The following is a 23,294-nucleotide window of genomic DNA, read 5'->3' on the forward strand; positions in this document are numbered from 1 at the left end:
AACTAAACATTAACATTTCATTTAAATACTGTTCCATAATTTAATTACTATTTTTGAGTCTATTAAAAAACCAATTAACCAAGCATGATAAAAACTCCAGTTCGACTAATTCTATTTTTTTTAATAGGTTTTAACATCGCATTTGCACAGCAGCCACAAAAACCAAACGCGATTGAAATTTATAATCAAATCAAAAAATTAAACTTTTTAGGATCTGTTTTATATGTTGCTGCACATCCTGATGATGAAAATACTCGTTTGATTTCTTATTTTGCAAACGAAGTAAATGCAAGAACTGGGTATTTGTCGCTGACAAGAGGAGATGGCGGTCAGAATTTAATTGGCCCGCAATTACGTGAGTTACTTGGTGTAATACGAACTCAAGAACTTATTGAAGCCCGAAAAATGGACGGCGGCGAACAGTTTTTTTCTAGAGCAAATGACTTTGGCTTTTCAAAAAACCCTGATGAAACTTTACAAATTTGGGATAAAGAAAAGGTCTTGGCTGATGTTATATGGACCATTAGAAAATTTCAGCCGGATGTAATAATTAATCGATTTGATCATCGTTCACCAGGAACAACCCACGGACATCATACGTCATCTGCAATGCTGAGCGTTGAGAGTTATAATCTAACAAACGATTCAAAAGTATATCCTGAACAGTTAAAATTTGTTTCGCCTTGGCAGGTAAAAAGACTATACTTTAATCCGTCGTGGTGGTTTTATGGAAGCCAGGAAAAATTTGATGCTGCTAACAAATCTAATTTTGCAAAATTAGAAACGGGTGTATATTATACTGGATTAGGAAAATCAAATCAAGAAATAGCCGCATTGAGCAGAAGCCGTCATCAATCGCAAGGTTTTGGAAGTACTGGTGTTCGTGGTGAAGAAACAGAGTATTTAGAAGTAATTAAAGGGGAAAACGGATTAGATAAAAACAATGTTTTTGATGGAATCGATACTACTTGGAATCGTGTTAAAAACGGAAAACCAATTGGTGATTTGATATCGACAATTATTGCCAAGTACGATTTTAGTAATCCATCAGCGAGCATACCAGATTTAGTAAAAGCCTACACCATGATTGAAGCTTTAAACGACGATCATTGGAAGAATTTAAAATCTGAAGCTGTAAAAAATATTATCGCATCTTGCGCAGGTTTATACTTAGAAGCCGTTGCGAGTGAGCAGGAAGCCACTCCGGGAAGCATTGTAAAACTTAGTTTAGAGGCAATAAACAGATCTCCAGTAAACATGCAGCTCATAAGTGTTACTTCATTGCCAGACAATAAAATAACTATTCAAAATAGTGTTTTAAAAAACAACAGCAATCAAAAGTTTATTCTTCAAACAAAGCTGCCAGAAAATATTGAATACACACAGCCTTATTGGTTAAAAGAAAAAGCAACCGTTGGAATGTATACCGTTTCTAATCAGGAAAACATTGGAATTCCAGATATTATTAGAAATGTAAAAGTTGTTTTTACGATAAAAATTGAAGGTGTCGAAATTCCGTTTGAGCGTACCGTTATTTACAAATACAATGACAGCGTAAAAGGCGAAATGTATAACTTTCTTGATGTTGTGCCAGACGTTACCACTTCAATTTTAGAAAAAGTACTTGTTTTTAGAGATACTAACAGTAAGATGGTTCCCGTAAAAGTTCGCGCAGGAAAAGATAATGTTAAAGGAAATTTACAATTGGAATTGCCAAAAAGCTGGAATGTAGTTCCAAAACAAATTCCGTTTACTTTAGATAAAAAAGGAAACGAACATATTTTTTATTTCGAAGTTACACCTCCTGTAAATCCTGAGGAAACTACAGCGCAAAGTATTGTTACTATTGATAATAAACGTTTTGATAAAGCAGAAACAATTATTGATTTCAGCCATATTACAAAACAAATGGTTCTAAAATCAGCCGACTCAAAAGCAATACGAATTGATTTAAAAACTTCAGGAGATGCCATTGCTTATATAATGGGCGCAGGTGATGAAGTTCCTGAAAGTCTTTCTCAAATGGGGTATAAAGTAACGATCTTAAAACCTGAAGAAATCACACCAGAAAAATTAGATTCATTTAATGTTGTTATTACAGGAGTTCGTGCTTACAATACCGTAAATGCTTTGGCAAATAAACAAAGTATCTTATTCAATTTTGTAAAAAGCGGTAAAAATATGATTGTTCAATACAATACAAATGGACAATTGGTAACGGATAAAATTGCACCCTATCCGTTAAAATTATCATACGACCGAGTAACAGAAGAAAATGCAAAAGTTACATTCTTAGCACCAAATCATCCTGTTTTAAATACCCCAAACAAAATTTCATCAAAAGATTTTGAAGGCTGGACACAAGAGCAAGGCTTGTACTACCCAAATCAATATGATCCTGCCTTTACTCCTATTATCTCTTCACATGATAAAGGAGAATCGGCTAAAGAGGGTGCTCTATTAGTAGCGCCATACGGAAAAGGATATTATATTTACACCGGTTTAAGTTTCTTTAGAGAATTACCTGAAGGTGTTGCAGGAGCCTATAGATTATTATCTAATATGATTTCGCTGAAACAGCCAATAGAAGCTCCTAAACAAGATATTAAGCAATAAAAACGAAAATATGGAAGCTAAAAAAGTAAAAAAATGGAAAAAAAGCTACACCTATGTTTTGGTTGCTAATGCCATTTATATTTTAATATTTTTCTTAATCATGCAATTATATTCATAACCTATGCAGCTATTTGATTGGATCGTACTTATTGTAACACTTTTATTCATAGTTGGATATGGTTCTTGGAAAACCAAAGGAAGTAAAAATGTTGAAGACTTTATTCTAGGTAATAACGAAACGCCTTGGTACACTGTAGGACTTTCGGTTATGGCGACACAAGCCAGTGCCATTACTTTTTTATCGACTCCTGGACAGGCTTATCATGACGGAATGGGTTTTGTACAGTTCTATTTTGGACTGCCAATTGCAATGATAGTAATATGCGTTACTTTTATTCCGCTCTATCATAAAAACAAAGTTTTTACCGCTTACGAGTTTCTTGAAAAACGTTTTGATGTAAAAACACGTTCACTTGCAGCCATTTTATTCCTTGTTCAAAGAGGATTAGGAACTGGACTTACCATTTATGCACCAGCAATTATCCTCTCGGCACTTTTGGGTTGGAATCTTACCGTGATGAACATTATTATTGGGGTTTTAGTTATTATTTACACATTTTCGGGTGGAACAAAAGCTGTAAACGTTACACAGAAACAGCAAATGTTTGTGATTATGTCGGGTATGTTTATTACATTTTTCCTGATTTTACATTATCTGCCAAATGATATGACATTTAACAGCGCTCTGCATATCGCTGGTGCAAACGATAAAATGAATATTGTTGATTTTTCGTTTGATCCTGAGGAAAAATACACTTTTTGGAGTGGTATTACTGGAGGTTTTTTCTTAGCCCTTGCCTATTTTGGTACAGATCAATCGCAGGTTGGACGATATTTATCAGGTAAATCGATTCGTGAAAGCCAAATGGGATTAATCATGAACGGTCTTTTAAAAGTTCCAATGCAGTTTTTTATCCTGCTCACAGGAGTTATGGTTTTTGTGTTTTTTCAATTCAATCCAGTTCCTTTAAATTTTAATCCAAATAACAAAACAGTAATTGAAAAATCGCCTTTTAAAGAAGAATATCATGTTTTGGAGAAAAAGCTTAGTAAGCTTTCGGAAGATAAAAAAGTAATTAATTTATTGTACATCGATCAGTTAAATCAGGATTATGATAATCCGATTCTGCGTAAAGAATTGGTGACGCTGTCAAATAAAGAAAAAGATTTACGTGACCGTGCCAAAGAAATTATTTCGAGAGCAGATAGCCGCAGTGAAACAAACGATAAAGATTACGTGTTTTTTCACTTCATATTGCACTATTTACCAAAAGGATTAATCGGTTTATTATTAGCCGTTATTTTATCTGCTGCAATGTCATCAACAGCTTCAGGGTTAACTGCTTTGGCATCGACAACAGCAATAGATATTTATAAAAGAAATCTCAAAACAGAGAAATCTGAAAAACATTATCTAAATGCGACTAAATTCTTTACACTATTTTGGGGAATTATAGCGATCCTTTTTGCTTGCGTTGGAACTCTGTTTGAGAATTTGATTCAGCTTGTAAATATAATTGGATCAATATTTTATGGCACCGTTCTAGGAATATTTTTAGTTGGATTCTATTTACGTCGTGTTAAGGCAAAACCTATGTTTTACAGTGCTATCATTAGCCAGTTAACCATTTTTGTTATTTATTATTTCATGATTTATACACAGGAAAAATTAGGTTATTTATGGCTTAATTTTATTGGAGCTATCCTAACGATATTATTGTCATTGATTATGCAGTTTTTATTCTTTAGAGGGAAAACAGATAATGATAAGATGATTTTAGAATAACATTTTTTTGACTTAAGTATTTTAGAAGATCTTTGTTGAAGTTTTAAACTTTTACAAAGATCTTTTTTTAAATTCTAAATGGTTTTTAAACATTTACATAAAATCTTTTATCTTTGAAAAAACCTTCAAATCACTAAAAATGAAACCATTAATTGTTCTGATTCTTGTTTTTTTAGTTTCAATTTTCACTTTTAAATTCCTCACAAATCAATACGATATGCCAATGGCAGCAAGAATAGCAATGTGTGTAATGTTGTGTTTTACGGCAATAGCACATTTTGTTTTTACAAAAGGAATGGTAATGATGCTTCCTGAAAAAATTCCATTTCGAACAGAGTTGGTTTACATAACTGGGATAGTCGAAATTGTATTAGGAATATGTCTTTTGATTTCTTCAACGAGAGTTTATTCCGGCTGGATATTAATTATATTCTTTATCGTTTTACTTCCTGCTAACATTTATGCGGCTATAAAACATATAGATTATCAAAAAGGAACTTACAATGGAAATGGAATTTCGTATTTGTGGTTTAGAATCCCGCTGCAGATCGTTTTTATTATTTGGACATTTTGGTGTGCAGTTTTAAACTAAATCCATTTTCAATTTTTAGCTGTAATCAAGAATCAGGAAATAAACTAATTGCAATATTGCTAAAATACCATATTAAATTTTGTAAATTAGTCGATTAAAAGCTTTTTCATGAAAGACCTTAAGAAGTACAGTAATAAAACCAAAGCAGCCTTTGTTTTGCTGATCGTAATGCTGCTAATTTTACTTGGAAATTTTAATACGCTGCAAAATTCTAAAAATGTAAACAAACATATCAATGCCATTTACAATGATCGATTGGTTGTAGCGCATTATATTTTTCAATATTCAAAGGAACTTCATTTTATAAAGGCAGAAGCGGAAAAACTGGACTTAAGTGACAATATTAAGAAGAATGAAATTATACACACGCTGAATATCATTCATAACATTGATGATTTGTATGCCAGAACGGTTCTAACAAATAAGGAAAAACAGCATTTTGATACATTTTTAAAATCTTGTAAAGAGATCAATAAACAAGTCGAGAATAAAGATTGGAATAAAATTGCTGTGTCAAGTGCAGAAGCTTTAAAAACACTTGAATCATTGTCGCAAATTCAGATTCAAGAAGGAAAATCACAATTAGCAAACGCTAATGCAATGTATAGTAAAAACAATAGTCTTGGTCAGCTTCAAATTGCGTTGCTTATAATTTTAGGCGGAGTTACCTGTTATCTTCTTATTGTCAAAAAAATTAAAAGAACAATTAAAATTCCTGAACCGCCAAGTTTAAACTAAGATATAAAAGCTATTTGTAATTATTAAACAAAACCACTCTGCACTTTTATTCAGAGTGGTTTTGTTGTTTAAGCTAAGCTTCTAAACACTTTTTCGTCCGCTAACCAGCGAAATAACAAATAATACGAGAAATATAAAAAATAAAATTTTTGCTATACTAGCGGCTCCAGCGGCAATTCCGCCAAAACCAAATATTCCTGCAATAATTGCCAGAATAATAAATATGACTGTCCATCGTAACATAATAAATAATTTTAGTTAATATCGATTTTGTTTGCTTCTCACCTATTCTACTCAAGTGATACATGAGTTAATCAAACTGATTTATCAAAATTCATTAAAAAGAAAGATTTTTCTGTTATATAATTTTATGAATTACTTTCATAATTAAGGTTAAAGACTTAATTAACAAACTTGTAAATTCATTTTTCTCCAAAAAAAACTCCCAATTCTTTAAAATTGGGAGTTCTATATTTTTGTTAGAAATAATATCCAGTGAAACTTAGCTTTTCAAAAACTCAGTCCCTCCATAAATCATTTTACCTTTATAAAATACGCCTTCTCTTTTAGGCAGACGAGCTACAGCTTCGGCAGAGCAGCTTGCTTTTACAAGAATAAAATTGGCATCATTATTTTCTGCAGGCCAAACGCGAGTTCCAGAATCGTTTAAAGGCAATACTTCATCAGTTGTTGCAATGTGAAGCGCACGACTTAAACCAAACTCATCTGTCCAGCCGTATAATTGAGCGCATAATTTTGCCTTTTCGAGCATATCACACGTGCCAAAAGGCTGCCAATGATCAACAATACTATCCGTTCCAGTCATTAATTTAACCCCGTATTTTTTCAATGTCGGAATTGGCATAATTGTTCTCCCAATCGGAATTGTCGACACTACTCCTATTCCAAGATTCCCCATTTGTTCTGCAATTCTTTCAAGATCTTTTGGATCCATTCTTGCAAGCGCAAAACCATGACTGATGTATGTTTTTCCTTGTAATTGTTTGTTTTCCTCGGTTTTCTTTATAATATATTCAATCGCTGCTTGACCAGACGGTGGTGATTCATGCAAATGTATGTCTATCCCTTTATTTGTATCAATGGCAATTTGAAACATAGTATCAAGCGATTTTTCCATGTTGCCATCAACTGTTGTAGGATCAAGACCGCCAATAAAATCAACTCCCATTGCAGCAGCTTCTCTTAATAAAGGCTCTGATTTCGAGTACAAAATTCCGTGCTGCGGAAAAGCAACAATTTCCCAGCCAAAACTATCTTTATTATTATCCAATGCGGCTAGTAAATGTTCCAAACTTTTTAATCCGCTTACAGGATCAATATTACATTGGCAGCGAGCAAAGAAACTTCCTTGACTTTGCATTAGTTTAATCGCTTCTTCGGCTTTACGCTGAGAGTCTGGCAATAATTGCGGAATTATCTTCTGCTCGAGCGTTATCATATCTTTTACCGTATATCCTTTTCTAGGTGCAGCATTCCAAGTTCCGCCGTAGTACGTTTTATCAATATGAATGTGCATATCTCGTAATCCAGGAAGCATAAGCATACCTTTAGCATCAACATTTTTAAGCTTTAAAGCAGGTTTATCTAAAGTAATACTTTTAATCTTTCCATTAGCAATATGCAAATTATACAAACCCGTTTTAGTCGAAATAACTTCGTTTTTTTCGTTGTAATTAAAACCTTCTTCTAGGCGTACATTAGTCAATAGATATTCTCCCAAAACTTTTTCTTTAGTTTCTTCAGGCAGCGATGCCGCATTTCCAGCAATTCCAGAGAATAAAGCTGCTCCAGTTGCAGCAGCTCCCAATCCTAAGAATTTTTTCCTACTGATTATATTATCTTCCATAAGTTATGATTTGTTTTTTAGTACGATTTTAGAATATACTCTAAAATTGCTAGAATATATGAATATGCAAAAATCGTTTAGAAATTAAAACCGCAACTGTAATATTACGGATAAGGATGGTAAAAATTATAACTTTCTTTAAAATCACCAGGTGTTTTCCCTGTGTACTTTTTAAAAACTTTAGAGAAATAGCCATTGTCATTAAAGCCAAGCTGATAAGCGATTTCTTTAATAGATAAATCTGTACTCGTAAGCAAACGTTTTGCTTCTAGTATTGTTCGCTCTTTTATAATATCTCCCGCAGGAGATTTTAAGTATCTCTGAGAAAGTATATTGAGATAATTGGGAGTAATATTTAACTTATCGGCATAAAAGTTAACCGAGAATTCTTCATTGAAATGATTGTCTATCAAAGAATTGAATTTTTTAATCATTTTTTCCGGCTTAGTAGATGAATTGTGCTGTGGAAATTGTATTAAATAATTCTTTTGTAATACTTTAAGTAATAAATGCAATCGAAGTAATACAATTTCTTTTGTGCTTAAATCATTATCAGGTAAAATTTGTTCAATTTCATTCAAATGATTTTTTAAACCTTCAAACTGTTCTTGGGTTACAGAAAGACAGGAAGGGACATTTTGTTCAAAAAAAGGAAACGCTGATAAATTAGAAAATGCATTAACAATTTCTGGCGAAAGCATAAGCTGAAAACCAATTGTATCAACGTTTAACAGCCAATTGTGAACTTGCCCCTGCCTCACAAAATACACTTGATAATCATTGACTGTATACTGCGTAAAATCGACATTGTGCATTCCTGACCCTTTCTCAACAAAAAACACAAGGTGAAAATCGTGTTTATGCGGCTGTTCAAATGCATTTCGTCCTTTTGCACTATGACGAAACAAAGTAATACCTAAAGTTTCTTCTCCAAGTATATTGCCAACGGATAAAACGGGAATTGGATGTTTTGTCAAAGGATAATGCTGTTAGTAATAGATTTTCAAAAATATAGAATTTAAGAATATAAAAACTATTTTAAACCTCAGTTTCTTTGTTAAACAAAAAAGAGCTCTGGATCAATACAACAGAACTCTTTTGTTATTTGTAATACTATAAAATTATAGTATTAATGCTATGTGTTTTAAATCTTATAATTTGAAGTTCCATAATATTCTTCATCATTTACACTTTCCAGCCAAACTCCTGCACCTTTGTCTATTTCTGTAATAATAGTGATATACGAGAACTTACTAAAAGGTGTCGCGCCATACCAATGCTCAATTCCAGGTAAAATTGTAACCACTTCATCTTTATGAAGTGTTCTTATTTCACCTCCTTTTTCTTGGTAAAAACCAACTCCGTTTGTTGCTATAAGCATATGTAAACTTGCATTTTTATGCCATTTACTTCTTGCGCAAGGTTCAAATGTTACTTCTTTAATTACGGTATTCTCGGGATGAATTTCGCTTGTTTGTTTTTTATAAGATACTTCGCCCGTCATATACGTATTCGGTACTTTTCCTTCTTCAATTACAGCTGTATAATTTGTTGACATAAGTTATTTTTTGAGATTAATTTTTATTTAAAACTATTATATTCTTCATCAGTCACAGGTTCAAGCCAGTCTACAATACCTCTTTCCGTATTTGTACTTATGGCGATATGCGTAAATTCGCTGTTTGGTGATGCGCCGTGCCAATGTTTTAGTTCTGGCTGAATATTTATTACATCACCCACTCGAAGCAGCTGAATGGGTTTTCCTGCTTCTTGATAGTATCCAGTTCCCTGCGTTACAATTAAGATTTGTCCGCCTGGATGTGTGTGCCAATTGTTTCGTGCACCAGCCTCAAACACAACATTTCCAACAGCTGTATTTAAAACTGGATCGTTTGGAACTAACATTTTTACCCATGCTTTTCCTGTAAAATAAGCGGCAGCTGCTAAATCTCCTTTTGGAAAAATACTTGTATTAAATTCATTTTCTGATGCTTTCATAATTTTCTTATTTGGAATTATCAGAATCAGAAAACTAAATCGAGAAAGCTAGAGTGCGCTTTATGAAGTATTATTTAGTCTATTAAAAACTGATAAAAGATTAATACTATAATTTCAAGGCAAAAGTAGTTCAAGCCGGCTTTTGCAAAATAACAATATTCAAACAAAAAATTAAGAAATTGAAACAATTTATGTTCTCAATGATTTTGGAACCGTTCCCGTAAGTCTTTTAAAATAATTATTAAAATAACTCGGATATTCGAATCCAAGCGAATAACCAATATCCGAAATACTCCAGTCTGTATGCTGTAATAAAGCTTTTGCTTCGCCAATAATACGCTCTGTAATATGAGCAGTAGTTGGTTTTCCTGTAACTTCTTTTACAGAACGATTTAAATGATTTACGTGCACAGCAAGACTTTGTGCGTAATCCTGAGGTGTTTTTAAAATCAGCGGTTCATTTTTAGTCTCTATAGGAAATTGTCTTTCGAGCAGTTCTAAAAACAAAGAGGTAATTCTTGAAGATGCATTTTTATGTTTGAAGAAGTTTTCTGAGGGCTGCATTTTCATCGATTCGTGAATTATCAAATTGACGTAGCTGCGCATTAAATCGTCTTTAAAAACATAATCCGTTTCATATTCTTTAATCATTTTCTGAAACAAAGAGTCTATAAAAATCTTCTGCTCAGCATTTAAAGAAAATATTGGCGTTCCCCCTATTTTAAACAAAGGTGATTCGTGAAGTGTTTCTGAACGGTCTTTTGATTTTAGAAACTCTTCTGTAAAAACGCAGGCATAACCTTCGTAACCTTCAGAGATAGTTTCCCACGAATACGGAATAATTGGATTACCAAAAAACAAAATAGTTCCATCAGTCTCTATTCCACGGTCAGCATATTGTATGATACTTTTACTGGTATTGATACAAATTTTATAAAAATCCCGACGGCTGTAAACCGGAATTTTACTTTGATCTCCATTTATTTGATATACTTTAAAACCTTTAAGTTTTAAATCTGAAGTAAAATCGCAACTCTGAGTTTCTGTTTGATTATTCATTTTGCAAAGTTATGAAAATCAAATATATTTTTCAGCTGTTTTTCTTTAGACAAATCTTACGTGAAAATTTTCAAAGCCTTTTTTCAAAATAAACTATGCTGAAAACAGAAGTACGGTTTGTGTCATTAAATTAGATGTAAGAGCTTCTTTATATGGCATGAAAATGGTTATTAAAAATTTAGAATCATTCTATTGGCTATACTTCATAAAATGATTCTGATTTGATGTAATTTTATATAAAAAATAAAAAAACAAAGATTACTATGAGTGTTATTAAAGATGAAAAAAAGCTTCTTAATGCCATTAAACGTATCGATGAAAAAATCGATAAGAATAATGACCAAAAGATACTCGCCTTTTTTGAATCTCTTGGATTAACTGAAAGAGAGGACGTTCCTAAGAATTTTCTAGATTGGGACACGATTCTTATTGTTGTACCTGATCGTCACATTTCGCATGAATTAAAATATTACAAATTCTCTATATCAAGACTTTTTTTTGTTACAAATCCATATGCAGATCAAATTTATATTTATGATTTTGACGAATGGAAAAGTGTTACCCGAAACAAAACACAATTCCAAATTAGAGAAATGATGAAAACAAGTTTTGGCGGCGTTAAAAAATCCGGAGCAGATAACGACTAGTTTTAATTCTCTGAAAAGTAATGAAATGGATCACTCGTGAAAGACCAAAAATTGACAGGATCGCAAGTCCGTGGCTGATCAAAAAATTTGTTGACAGTGATGCCGAGTTTATTTACGTGCCTTTTAATGAAGTTTTAGAAAAAGCAAAACAACTAGATGCAATTCCGTTTGATATTCCCGAAGTAGAATTTACCCATTATAATGAAGAATGCACTTTTGATTACATTATAAAAAAATATGAAATTGTTGATCCTGCGGTTCTAATTATGGCTAAAATTGTTCGCGGCGCCGATACGGACCGCCACGAACTTGCAAAAGAAGCCGCGGGACTTTGGGCAATTTCTGCTGGGCTTTCTCATAACATTACTAATGATACCGAGTTATTAGAAACAGGATTAAAGCTTTATGATGCGCTTTACAGCTGGGCAAAACATTTGTATAAACAAAATCATCTTCAAAATAGTCCGTTTGAAAATCTGCTTCATGAAGTATATAAAAAGTTTTTGATCGAGAAAAAAACAAATCAAAAAACACCTTTATGGGTTAAGGAATTAAAAAACATAATTCAAGATCAAATCGATGCACAATTTACTTTTGATCTAAAGAAAATTTCAAATGATTTAGAGCTTAATCCTTCCTATTTATCAAGAGAATTTTCTAAGTATTTTGAAGATTTAAACTTTGGAGAATATGTCCGAAAGCTTAGAATTGAGAAAGCTATAAATCTTATTGAGAGTTCAACTTATACTTTAACAGAGATAGCCTATATGACCGGTTTTTCAGATCAAAGTCACTTTACTAGAATATTTAAACTGCAAACGGGTAAAAATCCTTCGTCGTATCGTAAAAACGCACTTAAAAGTAATTCAAATACAAAAGGTAAATAGCATACTATTTATAAAATTGCATTGTCTATAGTTTTGTTTTTTAATTAACAAAACTATTATGATTTCATTCAAACACCTTTTTCCTGTTGTTTTATTCTTTTTAAGTTTCAATGCATTTTCACAAACTGTTTATCCAAAAATTACGGGTTATTTCGGAATTCTTCATCCTATCGTGACTTTTAGCGATGAACAAACTAGTGTAAATTTTAGAGATTATTATGCTGTTGGTTTTCCTACCGGGATTAATATTTGGAAGAATCAAAAAATAGGATTTTCATTTGAAGTTGTTCCTAATATAAAAGTACAAGGAAACAGCGATAAAGTAACTAATTTATTGTTTCATCCTGGTGTTTTGGTTGCCTTAGGACATGGTTATACTTTTGCAGGAAGAGCCGCTTTTGAAAGCAGCGGCAGATACGGCATAACTCCTGTAATAAATAAAACCATCATAAAAAGTGACAACTGCAGTTATTTTGCGGCTGTTCCGCTGCCCGTTCGTTTTGGCAATAATCATCCCGCTTCTTTTACGATTGGTTTTCAATTTGGAATTGCTTTTTAAAATCTCTTAAAAAAATAAGTTGAAATAAGCTTATCTTTTTTTAGACTCATCTAATTTCAAAAACTCTGATGAATTTTTGCTCTAATTTTTTTCTTTTTCTTTCTTCTTTCCATCTTGAATAGAATATAACAATAAGGAGAAACAAACTCACAATTGTAGTTGCCCGCCTGAGGCCTCTGCCAATGAAAAGAAAAAAAATATTAATAAATATTAGAAAAACTACTGGAGAATATTGTGTCCAAAGCAATTGAAATTTGCTATTTTCTTCAACAACATAACTTACATTAACTTTATTATTAATGTTTTTATAATTTCCTCTCACAATAAAAATTGTTGGAGATGCAGCTGAATTTATTGTTAATCGAAAACTGGTGTCATCAAAAAGTCCGTAAAAAGGTTTTACTCCGCCGAATATAGGAAATAATCTAAAACGGCTTAAATTCACTTTTAAAGAGCCAATTTCGATACTATTCTGTAATCTTGTACGAAAGTCTGATAAAGAAAGGTTTGATTCCATTTTATGAAGCATCATGGCGCTAACAAACTTTTAATTTTGTTTTCCAAAGCCTGTCCATGAATGTTTTTTGCTAGAATAATTCCGTTTTTATCCACTAAAAAGTTTAACGGAACAGATTGAAGCATATAATCGCCAACAACTGGAGACTGCCAGTATTTTAAATCACTGACATTTACCCAAGGTAGTTTTCCTTTTGTTACAGCTGTCTGCCAAAGCGTTTTTTTAGTATCCATAGAAACACTGTAAATTGATAATTTATCAGGATACGTATTGTATAATTTAAGTATTAAAGGTTGTTCTTTTATACAAGGGCCGCACCAAGATGCCCAAAAATCGACTAAGACTAGAGAACCTCTTAAAGAAGAAAGTGCCACTAGATCGCCTTTTAAATCTGGAAGGTCAATTTCGGGAGCGATGTCGCCAACATCAGTGCCAACGGTTTGTGCTTTTGAACCCGTTATTATGCAAAATAGAAATATTGAAGCCAGTAAAGTTTTTTTCATCATTGATTAAGTTTAGTAGTTTGGAGCTTTTGAAACTAGAAGCAAATATAAATTTTCTAATTATTTTTTTGATTCTTTTTATTGTACTTTCCTCTCCTCCGTCATAAAGTTTTGCTAAAAACATTTTGCTTAATTGGTATATCGGGAAAAGTCGATATATTTGTACCATGGAAAATATAGAAATATTTAAGGCACTCTCTAACAAGTCTAGACTACAAATGCTGGAATGGCTGAAGGAACCCGAAATAAACTTTCCGGGACAGCTTGAGCATGGTGGATTTGAACACGGAGTTTGTGTGGGACAAATTCAAGCCAAAGCCGGCTTAACACAATCTACAGTATCTGAATACTTGTCTATTTTACAACGCGCCGGATTCATCGAAGCCAAGCGTGTCGGGCAATGGACTTATTATAAACGCAACGAAGGTGCCTTTGAAGCACTTAGTAAATTAATTCAATCTAATTTGTAAATTACTATGAGTACAAACAACCTGTTTTCGCCATTTAACCTAAAAACGTTAAATCTTAAAAACCGAATCGTAATGGCGCCAATGACGCGCTCTTTTTCTCCAAATGGAGTTCCAACTGACGAAGTAGCTTCTTACTACCAAAAAAGAGCTGAAGGTGAAGTTGGTTTAATATTATCTGAAGGAACAGTAATCGACAGACCTTCGTCATCTAATGATGCAAATGTACCTCACTTTTACGGTGAGCAAGCTTTAAACGGCTGGAAAGAAGTGATTGACGAAGTTCATGCTGCCGGCGGACAAATGGGACCGCAAATTTGGCATATGGGCGTTATGGATAATCACCATTCTGGATGGGTTCCTCCTGTTCCTTTTGAAGGACCATCTGGATTAAATCGTCCAGATTTTAAAAATGGAATTGCCATGTCTGAAAAAGATATTGAAGATACAATTCTAGCTTTTGGTAAAGCTGCTGCTGATGCCAAAAGATTGGGTTTTGATACTATCGAAATTCACGGTGCACACGGTTATTTAATAGATCAATTCTTTAGAGCCGAAACGAATCTGCGTACTGATATTTATGGTGGTAAAACATTGCCGGAACGTAATCGTTTTGCTATCGAGGTTGTAAAAGAAATTAGAAAACAGGTAGGAAATGATTTCGCTGTTATTATGAGATTTTCTCAATTTAAACCTTCTGATTACAACTATAAATTGGCTAAAAATCCGCAGGAATTAGAAGCTTGGCTAACTCCTCTTGTTGATGTTGGTGTGGATGTTTTGCATTGTTCGCAACGCAGATTTTGGGAGCCTGAGTTTGAAGGTTCTGATCTGAATTTTGCAGGATGGGCTAAAAAAGTAACCGGAACTCCAACTATTACAGTAGGTTCTGTTGGACTTTCCAGTGATTTCTTTGGTGCATTTGCGGGTGAAAGTTCTGAGCCAACTTCTTTAGAGGAATTAAACAGACGTTTCGACAGAGGCGATTTTGATTTAGTTGCCGTTGGAAGACCTCTTTTATCTGATCCGAATTGGGTTGCCAAAATTAAAGAAGGAAAAACTGGAGAACTAAAAGGTTTCAGTAAAGAAGCTTTAGGCCAATTGATATTAGAATAAATTTTAAAAGTTATTAATTAAAAAATTATATTTGCAATCGAATGAAATTCTTGAACAGCATATTACGCCTTCCTTTTTTCAGCACTTATTATTATGCAATAATACTTGCTCGGAAAGGCTATGCATATAATTCAACGTATTCACGATTGTAAATTAAAAGAATAAATTATATATCAACCTTTAAGCCCGGGCATTTTGTCCGGGCTTTTTTATTTTCAAAAAATGGAAACAATTCAAAAACTTAAAGAAAATGCAGCAATATTTCTTCCTGAAAATGGCTTGAAAGAAAAAATAAATCTAGCTGAAAAAGAAAACAGAAAGTTAATTATCAAGCTTGGTTTTGATCCAACCGCTCCCGATTTGCATTTGGGACATGCTGTTGTTTTGAAAAAACTAAAACAATTTCAGGATTTAGGACATCAAATTGTAATTGTAGTAGGAAGCTTTACTGCCAGAATTGGTGATCCTACTGGGAAAAGCAAAAGTCGAAAACCATTGAGTACTGAAGAAGTAAAACATAATGCCGAGACTTATATTTCGCAATTGTCGAAAATTATTGATGTTGAGAAAACAAAAATCGTTTTCAATTCAGAATGGTTGGACAAACTATCTTTTTCTGAAATAATTCAGATTATGTCAAATGTTACAGTTGCTCAACTGATGCACAGAAATGATTTTAACAAACGCTTTTCAGAAAACACGCCAATTGCAATGCATGAATTGGTTTACCCTATTTTACAGGGTTTTGATTCTGTAAAAATCAATGCCGACATCGAAATGGGCGGCACAGATCAGTTATTTAATTGCACTATGGGAAGACAATTACAGGAAAATTTTAACATACCAGGACAAATTGTGATGTGCATGCCATTGCTAAAAGGACTTGACGGAAAAGAAAAAATGAGTAAATCGTTGCACAATACAATTGGATTAATAGACGAACCAAACGAAATGTTTGGAAAAACGATGTCGATTCCAGACGCTCTCATTTTAGAGTTCTTGGAATTGACAACCGATTTTTCATTAGAAGAAAAACAAGAAATCAAAAAAAGATTGGAAAATGATAATCCAATGAATATTAAAAAGTTGATTGCGAAAAATATTATCACTCAGTACCATAATAAAAATAGTGCCGAAGAAGCTGAAGAATTCTTCATTAATCAATTTCAAAATAAAAATTTGGAGTCAAAATCATTTGTCTCAGTTATGATATCTTCTTTAAAAATTGAAAAGAATGGAATAACCTTAATTGATCTTTGTTCTTTAATTAAAAATGACATTACGAAGTCGGCAAATAGAAGATTGATTGAAAGTGGTGCAGTTCAGATTAATAATCAAAAAATTCTAAATCCGTTCGAAATGATTTCATTAGAAAAAGAAACAAAAATCAAAATTGGAAAGAGAAATTTCTATGAATTACTATAAAATACGAAAGAGATGAAAATATGAAATTTAGAAATTCAATGTTTTTGTTTTAAGTTCAAAGTTACAAAGGTTCAAAGGAACAGAGTTTTTTACTTTGTCCTTTGAACCTTTGTTTTTTTTTAGCTTCAAAGTTGCAAAGGTCCAAAGGGACAGAGTTTTTTTGTCCTTTGAACCTTTACTGCTCTGAGCCTTTGTCCCTTTAAAAAAACTAATTATTAGCTACAGCTGTTTTTAGTTTTTGATATTTATTTGTAAGCCAATTTCGAACAGGTTCATCATAGAATTTCAAACATAATATTGCAATTACAATACTCGAAAATAAAACTAAAATTCCTAATGGGTAACCTTCTTTCAAAGTAACTTTGTTATCAGCAACCCAAGCCATATACCAGTAAATTAATGGATAATGTATGATGTAAATTGGATATGAAATATCTCCTAAAGCTTTACATACTTTAAGCGATACAGGATTTGTGATCTGTCCTCCTGCTCCAATTGCAACAATTATTGGAAATAAAACAATAATACAAAACGATTCATATAAACCGTTCATCCATAAACTGTTTTCGTCGCCAAGTCTTGGTATACTGAAAATAATGATGATTAAAAGGCTGCAAACCCAAAAAGCACCTTTGATATGAATTAGTTTTCCTAATCTTGATAATAAAACTCCTGCAAAGAATGGATACAACAAACGTGTAAAACCAATATTCATTTGCTCAAGATTTAACGACCAGCCTCCAATAACATCACCTTTTGGTCCAAAAACGGTTAAATTGATAAGCATACCTGCAAATATCAAAACGAAGATTGATAAAACAGTATTTGAAAATTTACGAAAGAATAAGGCGTATAAAATATTACCAATATACTCAAAGAATAAAGACCATGCAGGCCCATCTAGCGGATGCATTTCTCCCCACCCTCTGATTTCTAATGATGGCGGAATTGGCAATAAGGTAAAACCAATCACCATGGTTAAAATTACTTTCCATACTTCCATTCCTGCAATCTGCGGGAACATAACATCTGAGGCTTGAAAATAATAGAAAATGGCTCCTATTATCATTCCCATAATTACCATGGGTTGTAAACGAATTAAACGACGTTTGTAAAACTCCCATTGCGTCAGCTTGCCCCAACGATCATCATAGGCATATGCAACAACAAAACCTGATAAAAGAAAAAAGAAATCAACAGCCAAATAACCGTGATTCATAAGTTGTTTAAATCGGCTTCCCTCATTAAAAGCCTCGAAGATGTGAAAAATAACGACTAGAACTGCAGCCACTCCACGTAAACCGTCTAAAATTTCATAATGTTTTTTTGGTTTAATGTCAATAGAAATTGAACTCATAAAATACTTTTTTTGTGGTTAAAAGATTAATTTATGTTATTTGGCATTGGCTAAAATAGCGTTTTTTTTTGCAATGAAAGTCAGGTTTTAACTTAGTTGCAAAAAAAAATGCGTTTTTTTTGCAATATGTATTCATATGCAATAAAAACAGAAAAAATTATCTCATTTAACTACTGATGATTTTTAAGCCATTCTGTTCTGCGTTGATCTGGTAAATGTTTTACAGAAAAATTTTCAAACTTTGCTTCAAAACCTTTTCCATCTGGCGAAGCAGCCATTAATCCTACCATTACGGGCTTATTATCCTGCAAAGGCGCATTTCTGGTCATTATATAATTTTTATCATCATAAGAGAAAAACACTTCGACGGCATCTAATCGTCTAACGGCTTTTATCCAAATAAAAGGCGGTGCTTTTTCCAGTGTTGTAACGCTCCAATCACTTTTGTCGTGTGTAACTACGGTGCTGATGTTAAATTTGCCGTCTACAAACTCAACTCCGGTTTTGATATAATTTTTTTCATCAACACGAATCATAAGCCCCATTTGGTCAAACCGAGCAATATAATTCCCTGTTAGTTTTACCTTTACCTCAAACTCTCCACCATAATCAGCATAATAAAAAGGCGCATCATCAACCGTAAATCCGTAATGAGAAATACGCCAGTAATCGCTGTTTGGAGTAACATTCATAATTAAAGTATTGTTTTTAATTTCCCATTTTTCAGGTTCATTAAACCATTGCATTTTATTTAGGCTTTGCGCCGAAAGATTTTGGGCTAAAAGTAACGTCATTGCCCCAAGTAAAACTTTTTTCATAATAACAATTTAGATAATAAAGTATTTTTTACGCTGTAAGATAATAAGTTTAATTCCTTAATTAACTCAATACCTTAAAGGTAAGTTTAGCTAAAAAGCAAAGCTGCAACTTTTTACACTTGCAGCTTTACTAACCAACCAATTTAGAAATAATGAAATTATTTAAGTGAGAATCCCACTTTAGATTTTATATCTGTTGAAGAAGCTCCAATAATTGCTTCGAAATCTCCAGGTTCAGCCACCCAGTCATGTTTTTTATCATCAAAGAAACTTAAAGCTGTTTTATCAACTGTAAAGGTTACTGTTTTTTCTTCTCCAGCTTTAAGCAAAATTTTCTCAAAACCTTTTAATTCTTTTATTGGGCGTGGCAATGAAGATTTCAAATCACTAATATAAAGCTGAACAACTTCTGCACCTTCTCTACTTCCTGTGTTTTTTACTTTTACCGAAAATGTAATTTGATCTCCAATACTCATTTGTTTTTTATCAGCAGTAACTTTTTCGTATGCAAAAGTGGTGTAACTTAAACCGTGTCCAAATGAGAACAATGGTTTTGCTTTTTGTTTATCTGCCCATCTGTAACCAACAAAAATACTTTCGTTGTATTTTACAGTATCTCCACCTGGAAATTCTCCTAAAGCGTGCGCACCATTATCTGATAATTTTACTGGGAAAGTAAAAGAAAGTTTTCCTGATGGATTTGCATCTCCAACTAAAATTGCAGCTAGAGCAGTCCCTGCTTCTGTTCCTAAGAACCATCCTTGTACAATTCCTGGAACTTCTTTAATCCAAGGCATTGCAACTGCATTTCCAGATATATTTACAAAAACGATGTTTTTATTTACTTTCGCTAAATCAGTAATTAGTTTATCTTGATTGTACGGAAGCCCAAGTTCTGTACGATCGAATCCTTCAGCATCTTGTTTGTCGCTTTTATTTAAACCGCCAATAAAAAGAACGATATCAGCATCTTTAGCCGCTTTTAATGCTTCTGCAGTCAATTCTGCAGGAGAACGTTTGTCTTCTAAACTTACTTTAGCTATAACCCCATTATAATCGCTTGTTGGATCTCCTACATAACCACGAGCGTACACAATTTCAGCTTGACTGCCAATTCTTTTCTTTAAACCTTCAAGTGGCGTAATTTCATATTTTGCTTTAAGAGAAGAACTTCCACCGCCAACAGTCATCATTTTAATTGCATTCTCACCAATTACAGCAATTTTCTTAGTTTTAGAAAGGTTAATTGGCAGAATGTTGTTTGTGTTTTGCAATAATACAATACCTTCTTCGGCAATTTTACGGCCGGCTTCAGCATGTTCCGGAGTTCCAAATGATCCAAAAGGGCGATTTCTATCCATTGTTGTCAAGAAAGATAAACGTAAAACACGACGCACTTTTTCGTCTAATTCTTTAGTTCCAACTTCACCTTTTTTTATCATTTCTGAATAAGGTTTTGCTAAAAAGTAATTATCATAAGCGTTACTTGTTCCCCAAGAAAGTCCGTTTGTCCAAGAACCAAATTCCATGTCCAAACCATTATGAATCGATTGTTTTGTATCGCTCACACCTCCCCAATCTGAAACTACAGCTCCTTTAAAGCCCCATTCACCGCGAAGTATATCATTCAATAAAAATTCATTGTGGCAGCATTGCTGACCTTTGTATTTATTGTAAGCACCCATAATTGACCAAACGTCACCTTCTTGAACTGCGGCTTTAAAAGCAGGCAGATATATTTCGTACAAAGCACGATCATCTACGATTACGTCAACAGAATTACGTTTTGTTTCTTGATTGTTTAAAGCAAAATGTTTTACACAAGCCGCTACTCCGTTTGACTGCACACCTTTAATGTAAGGAACAACCATTTTTGAAGCTAAAAATGGGTCTTCGCCCATGTATTCAAAGTTACGGCCGTTTAATGGACTTCTATAAATATTTACTCCTGGTCCTAATAGAACATTTTTGTTTCGGTAACGCGCCTCTTCTCCTAGTGATTTGCCATATAAATGAGCTAATTCTTTATTCCATGTTGCCGAAAGTGCTGTTAAAGCCGGAAATGCAATACAAGAATCATTTGTCCAGCCCGCTTGGTCCCATTCGTCCCATTTTACTTCAGGGCGAATTCCGTGAGGTCCGTCAGTCATCCAGTTTTCAGGAATTCCTAATCTTGGTACACCTGGAGAGCTAAATTTTGACTGTGCATGAATCATGGCAATTTTCTCGTCGGTAGTCATTCGAGAAAGCGCATCTTCTACACGTTCATTAATTGGCTTTTTATCATCTAGATAAACAGGGACTTTATTTTGCGCATTCAATCCGAATGAACTCAATAAAACTAAAACAACGATTGTTTTAACGTTTTTAAACATAACTATTAATTATTTAAGCATTCAATTTATTTAAAGATACAAGCAATCATTTTGCACCATTTAATAATATTGTAAAACTAAAACGTTATAGTTCGTGTTAGATTTTTAAACGAAAAAAAGTAGTGAATTAAAAATTTAAATATTTGATTTTCAAATAATTAAACAAAATTAAGAAGCAAAAAAAGTAGTGCTTTTAAAACCAAAAACTACATTTTTTGTGTAATTAAACCAATTTTTATGACCATTTCTTCAAAATCATTTCTCGAAACTGCTGCTTTATTCCGAGCTCTTGTTCGATAATTATAAATTGTACTTAAAGAATAACGAAGAAATGCTGCAATCTTAACGCTGTCTGTAATTCCAAGGCGGATTAAAGCAAAAATGCGAAGTTCAGTATTTAGCAATTCTCCCTGTTTTAAAATGATCTGTTCTTCTTTAATCAAAAGTGCATTAAAATCTTTTACAAACGTTGGATATAAATTCAGAAAAATGATATCAAAATTTTTATAAAGTTCTTCAAGTTCATTATCTACTAGTGTTGTTGATTTTAGGATCTTATAAATTTCGTCAAACTGTTTTGCTGTTGCTTTCTTGTTTAGAATGATTCGGTAATTTTCTAATTTATTGATATAAGTAGAACAAAGACTGAAAAAATGGGCAATATATTCCTCTTTTACATGGTTTGATTCTGATAATTGTGCGTTGCGTTCTTGCAGCTGTTTATTTGTTTCGGATATATCTTGATTTAATTCTGCTAATTTTTGACTGGTTTCATAAAGTTCTCCACGTATTTTAGAAACTCTTTTCATTTGTTTGTAAACATAAATCACAGCCGCAATCAAAAAGGCCGATAATAAGCTTATGCATAATAAATACAGCTGCAGCTCTGTTTTTCGTTTTGCTTCTTTCTCTAAATAAACGGTATTAATAATCGAATACACTTCAGACATTAACAAGGTGCGAAATTGTACATTGCAGTAAAGCGCATCTTCAATGGCTGATTGTGTAAGTTTATAGGCCATATCGACATCTTCTATTTCATAAAAAACTAAAGCCAGTTCCTGAATAGATGCATTGTCCTTGTTTACATTTTTAATATCTGCAGTGGCTGAAAGTGCGTAGTATTTTTTCTGTAATTCGACTTGATGTGTTTTCTCATAAATTTTTCCCAGTAAATAGGTAATCATTGCATATTGAGGCTCTTCTTCTTTTGAGTTTTTCAATAATAACAACAATTCTTTTTGAGAGCTTACCAGTTTTTTATGATAAATATCTTGCTGGATTTTATTGATTTTATAGGTTATTGATTTTGGGTCTAAAACCGTCAATAAAGAATCTCTGTATTTTTGTATCTGCTCAATGTAGTGTATACTGTAACTATTGGCAGCATAATGCTCAAAAAACTCGCGGTAAGCAATGAAATAATTGGGAAGTAAATTTTTGGATAATTTACTCTTGTCGATACTTTTTAAAATGGCTTCAGATTCGCGATATTTTCCTGATGAGGAATAAAGCGTTACTAACTGTAATTGGGCTAAATGCAGTAAATCTTTGTTTTGAAGCTGATCGGCAATTTTTAAGTTCTTTTTTACATAAAAAATAGCTGAATCAGAATTGAATTTTTGATATTCTGTATATAATGTTTTGTTGTAATTGTACTCCTGCTCCTTTGTTAAACTATCCGATTTAATCTTTTTGAAGTTTAAAATCCGCTCTTCTTTTAGTTTAACGTAATGTTCTTTGTTTTCTAAAGCACGATTTAGTTTCGCTAAAATATCATCAATGCTGTCTGCAGCAAATACAGGAACGTTTACGAGAACGAAGAATAAAAACAGTACGTATTTTTTCAAGTTGATTTAAGGTAAAAAGAATTACAAATATAATAAAGTAATCACATTGGTCTAGTT

22 protein-coding genes are annotated in these 23,294 nt (G+C 32.9%); 10 read left to right on the forward strand and 12 right to left on the reverse strand.

Features of this window, described 5'->3' with window-relative positions:
• Positions 1 to 84: 84 nt before the first annotated feature.
• From ACHRVL_RS10100 to ACHRVL_RS10115, 4 genes are all read left to right on the forward strand, one after another.
• On the forward strand, positions 85 to 2,616 hold the full coding sequence (locus tag ACHRVL_RS10100) for a PIG-L family deacetylase (protein ID WP_395412358.1): 2,532 nt from the start codon (positions 85 to 87) through the stop codon (positions 2,614 to 2,616).
• Positions 2,617 to 2,737: 121 nt separating this feature from the next.
• Entirely contained in the window at positions 2,738 to 4,462 is a 1,725-nt protein-coding gene (locus tag ACHRVL_RS10105) for a sodium:solute symporter (RefSeq protein ID WP_395412360.1), read from the forward strand.
• 139 nt (positions 4,463 to 4,601) lie between these two features.
• A complete protein-coding gene (locus ACHRVL_RS10110) occupies positions 4,602 to 5,054 on the forward strand; it encodes a hypothetical protein (RefSeq protein WP_395412361.1) in 453 nt (150 codons plus the stop codon).
• Between the two features lie 108 nt (positions 5,055 to 5,162).
• Complete coding sequence (locus tag ACHRVL_RS10115; RefSeq protein ID WP_395412363.1) at positions 5,163 to 5,792, forward strand: MCP four helix bundle domain-containing protein; 630 nt, start codon at positions 5,163 to 5,165, stop codon at positions 5,790 to 5,792.
• A gap of 81 nt (positions 5,793 to 5,873) precedes the next feature.
• Here ACHRVL_RS10115 and ACHRVL_RS10120 read toward each other — a convergent pair whose 3' ends face one another.
• The 6 genes from ACHRVL_RS10120 to ACHRVL_RS10145 all read right to left on the reverse strand — a co-directional run bounded on the left by ACHRVL_RS10120 (position 5,874) and on the right by ACHRVL_RS10145 (position 10,716).
• Complete coding sequence (locus ACHRVL_RS10120; RefSeq protein WP_089055742.1) at positions 5,874 to 6,035, reverse strand: DUF1328 family protein; 162 nt, start codon at positions 6,033 to 6,035, stop codon at positions 5,874 to 5,876.
• Positions 6,036 to 6,294: 259 nt separating this feature from the next.
• Positions 6,295 to 7,659 carry an amidohydrolase gene (locus tag ACHRVL_RS10125; protein ID WP_395412365.1) on the reverse strand — a complete coding sequence of 455 codons (1,365 nt, stop codon included), beginning with the start codon at positions 7,657 to 7,659 and terminating at the stop codon, positions 6,295 to 6,297.
• A 104-nt stretch (positions 7,660 to 7,763) separates the two neighbouring features.
• A complete protein-coding gene (locus tag ACHRVL_RS10130) occupies positions 7,764 to 8,636 on the reverse strand; it encodes an AraC family transcriptional regulator (RefSeq protein ID WP_395412368.1) in 873 nt (290 codons plus the stop codon).
• Between the two features lie 167 nt (positions 8,637 to 8,803).
• Positions 8,804 to 9,217, reverse strand: a complete 414-nt coding sequence (locus ACHRVL_RS10135) for a cupin domain-containing protein (protein WP_395412369.1) — start codon at positions 9,215 to 9,217, stop codon at positions 8,804 to 8,806.
• Positions 9,218 to 9,240: 23 nt separating this feature from the next.
• The gene (locus tag ACHRVL_RS10140) at positions 9,241 to 9,657 is read right to left on the reverse strand and encodes a cupin domain-containing protein (protein WP_395412371.1); all 417 of its coding nucleotides are present in this window, start codon (positions 9,655 to 9,657) and stop codon (positions 9,241 to 9,243) included.
• Between the two features lie 189 nt (positions 9,658 to 9,846).
• Entirely contained in the window at positions 9,847 to 10,716 is an 870-nt protein-coding gene (locus ACHRVL_RS10145; RefSeq protein ID WP_395412373.1) for a helix-turn-helix domain-containing protein, read from the reverse strand.
• 263 nt (positions 10,717 to 10,979) lie between these two features.
• Here ACHRVL_RS10145 and ACHRVL_RS10150 point away from each other — a divergent pair, with 263 nt between their 5' ends.
• The 3 genes from ACHRVL_RS10150 to ACHRVL_RS10160 are packed head-to-tail and all read left to right on the forward strand — an operon-like array spanning position 10,980 to position 12,809.
• On the forward strand, positions 10,980 to 11,363 hold the full coding sequence (locus tag ACHRVL_RS10150) for a hypothetical protein (protein ID WP_395412376.1): 384 nt from the start codon (positions 10,980 to 10,982) through the stop codon (positions 11,361 to 11,363).
• A gap of 20 nt (positions 11,364 to 11,383) precedes the next feature.
• A complete protein-coding gene (locus tag ACHRVL_RS10155; RefSeq protein WP_395412379.1) occupies positions 11,384 to 12,250 on the forward strand; it encodes a chromate resistance protein ChrB domain-containing protein in 867 nt (288 codons plus the stop codon).
• Between the two features lie 58 nt (positions 12,251 to 12,308).
• Positions 12,309 to 12,809, forward strand: a complete 501-nt coding sequence (locus tag ACHRVL_RS10160) for a hypothetical protein (protein ID WP_395412381.1) — start codon at positions 12,309 to 12,311, stop codon at positions 12,807 to 12,809.
• Between the two features lie 46 nt (positions 12,810 to 12,855).
• Here ACHRVL_RS10160 and ACHRVL_RS10165 read toward each other — a convergent pair whose 3' ends face one another.
• Positions 12,856 to 13,341, reverse strand: a complete 486-nt coding sequence (locus tag ACHRVL_RS10165) for a hypothetical protein (protein ID WP_395412382.1) — start codon at positions 13,339 to 13,341, stop codon at positions 12,856 to 12,858.
• Positions 13,338 to 13,832 (reverse strand): TlpA family protein disulfide reductase, encoded by a 495-nt coding sequence (locus ACHRVL_RS10170; RefSeq protein ID WP_395412384.1) that lies wholly within the window; start codon positions 13,830 to 13,832, stop codon positions 13,338 to 13,340. The genes ACHRVL_RS10165 and ACHRVL_RS10170 overlap by 4 nt, the downstream gene beginning before the upstream one ends.
• A gap of 164 nt (positions 13,833 to 13,996) precedes the next feature.
• Between ACHRVL_RS10170 and ACHRVL_RS10175 the strand changes: the two genes are divergently transcribed.
• From ACHRVL_RS10175 to tyrS, 3 genes are all read left to right on the forward strand, one after another.
• Positions 13,997 to 14,299 carry a helix-turn-helix transcriptional regulator gene (locus ACHRVL_RS10175; protein ID WP_012025367.1) on the forward strand — a complete coding sequence of 101 codons (303 nt, stop codon included), beginning with the start codon at positions 13,997 to 13,999 and terminating at the stop codon, positions 14,297 to 14,299.
• A gap of 6 nt (positions 14,300 to 14,305) precedes the next feature.
• Positions 14,306 to 15,412 (forward strand): NADH:flavin oxidoreductase, encoded by a 1,107-nt coding sequence (locus tag ACHRVL_RS10180; RefSeq protein ID WP_395412387.1) that lies wholly within the window; start codon positions 14,306 to 14,308, stop codon positions 15,410 to 15,412.
• A 222-nt stretch (positions 15,413 to 15,634) separates the two neighbouring features.
• Positions 15,635 to 16,837 carry a tyrosine--tRNA ligase gene (gene tyrS, locus ACHRVL_RS10185; protein WP_395412388.1) on the forward strand — a complete coding sequence of 401 codons (1,203 nt, stop codon included), beginning with the start codon at positions 15,635 to 15,637 and terminating at the stop codon, positions 16,835 to 16,837.
• Positions 16,838 to 17,045: 208 nt separating this feature from the next.
• On the opposite strand, the gene ACHRVL_RS10190 is transcribed toward tyrS, so the two are convergent.
• The 4 genes from ACHRVL_RS10190 to ACHRVL_RS10205 all read right to left on the reverse strand — a co-directional run bounded on the left by ACHRVL_RS10190 (position 17,046) and on the right by ACHRVL_RS10205 (position 23,237).
• Positions 17,046 to 18,194, reverse strand: a complete 1,149-nt coding sequence (locus tag ACHRVL_RS10190) for an acyltransferase family protein (protein ID WP_395412390.1) — start codon at positions 18,192 to 18,194, stop codon at positions 17,046 to 17,048.
• A gap of 170 nt (positions 18,195 to 18,364) precedes the next feature.
• On the reverse strand, positions 18,365 to 19,012 hold the full coding sequence (locus tag ACHRVL_RS10195; protein WP_395412392.1) for a DUF1349 domain-containing protein: 648 nt from the start codon (positions 19,010 to 19,012) through the stop codon (positions 18,365 to 18,367).
• A gap of 158 nt (positions 19,013 to 19,170) precedes the next feature.
• Complete coding sequence (locus ACHRVL_RS10200; RefSeq protein WP_395412394.1) at positions 19,171 to 21,387, reverse strand: glycoside hydrolase family 3 C-terminal domain-containing protein; 2,217 nt, start codon at positions 21,385 to 21,387, stop codon at positions 19,171 to 19,173.
• Positions 21,388 to 21,593: 206 nt separating this feature from the next.
• Positions 21,594 to 23,237 carry a DUF6377 domain-containing protein gene (locus tag ACHRVL_RS10205; protein WP_395412397.1) on the reverse strand — a complete coding sequence of 548 codons (1,644 nt, stop codon included), beginning with the start codon at positions 23,235 to 23,237 and terminating at the stop codon, positions 21,594 to 21,596.
• Positions 23,238 to 23,294 lie beyond the last annotated feature (57 nt).

The sequence above is a fragment of the Flavobacterium sp. FlaQc-28 genome (assembly GCF_044007415.1).
GTDB lineage: Bacteria > Bacteroidota > Bacteroidia > Flavobacteriales > Flavobacteriaceae > Flavobacterium.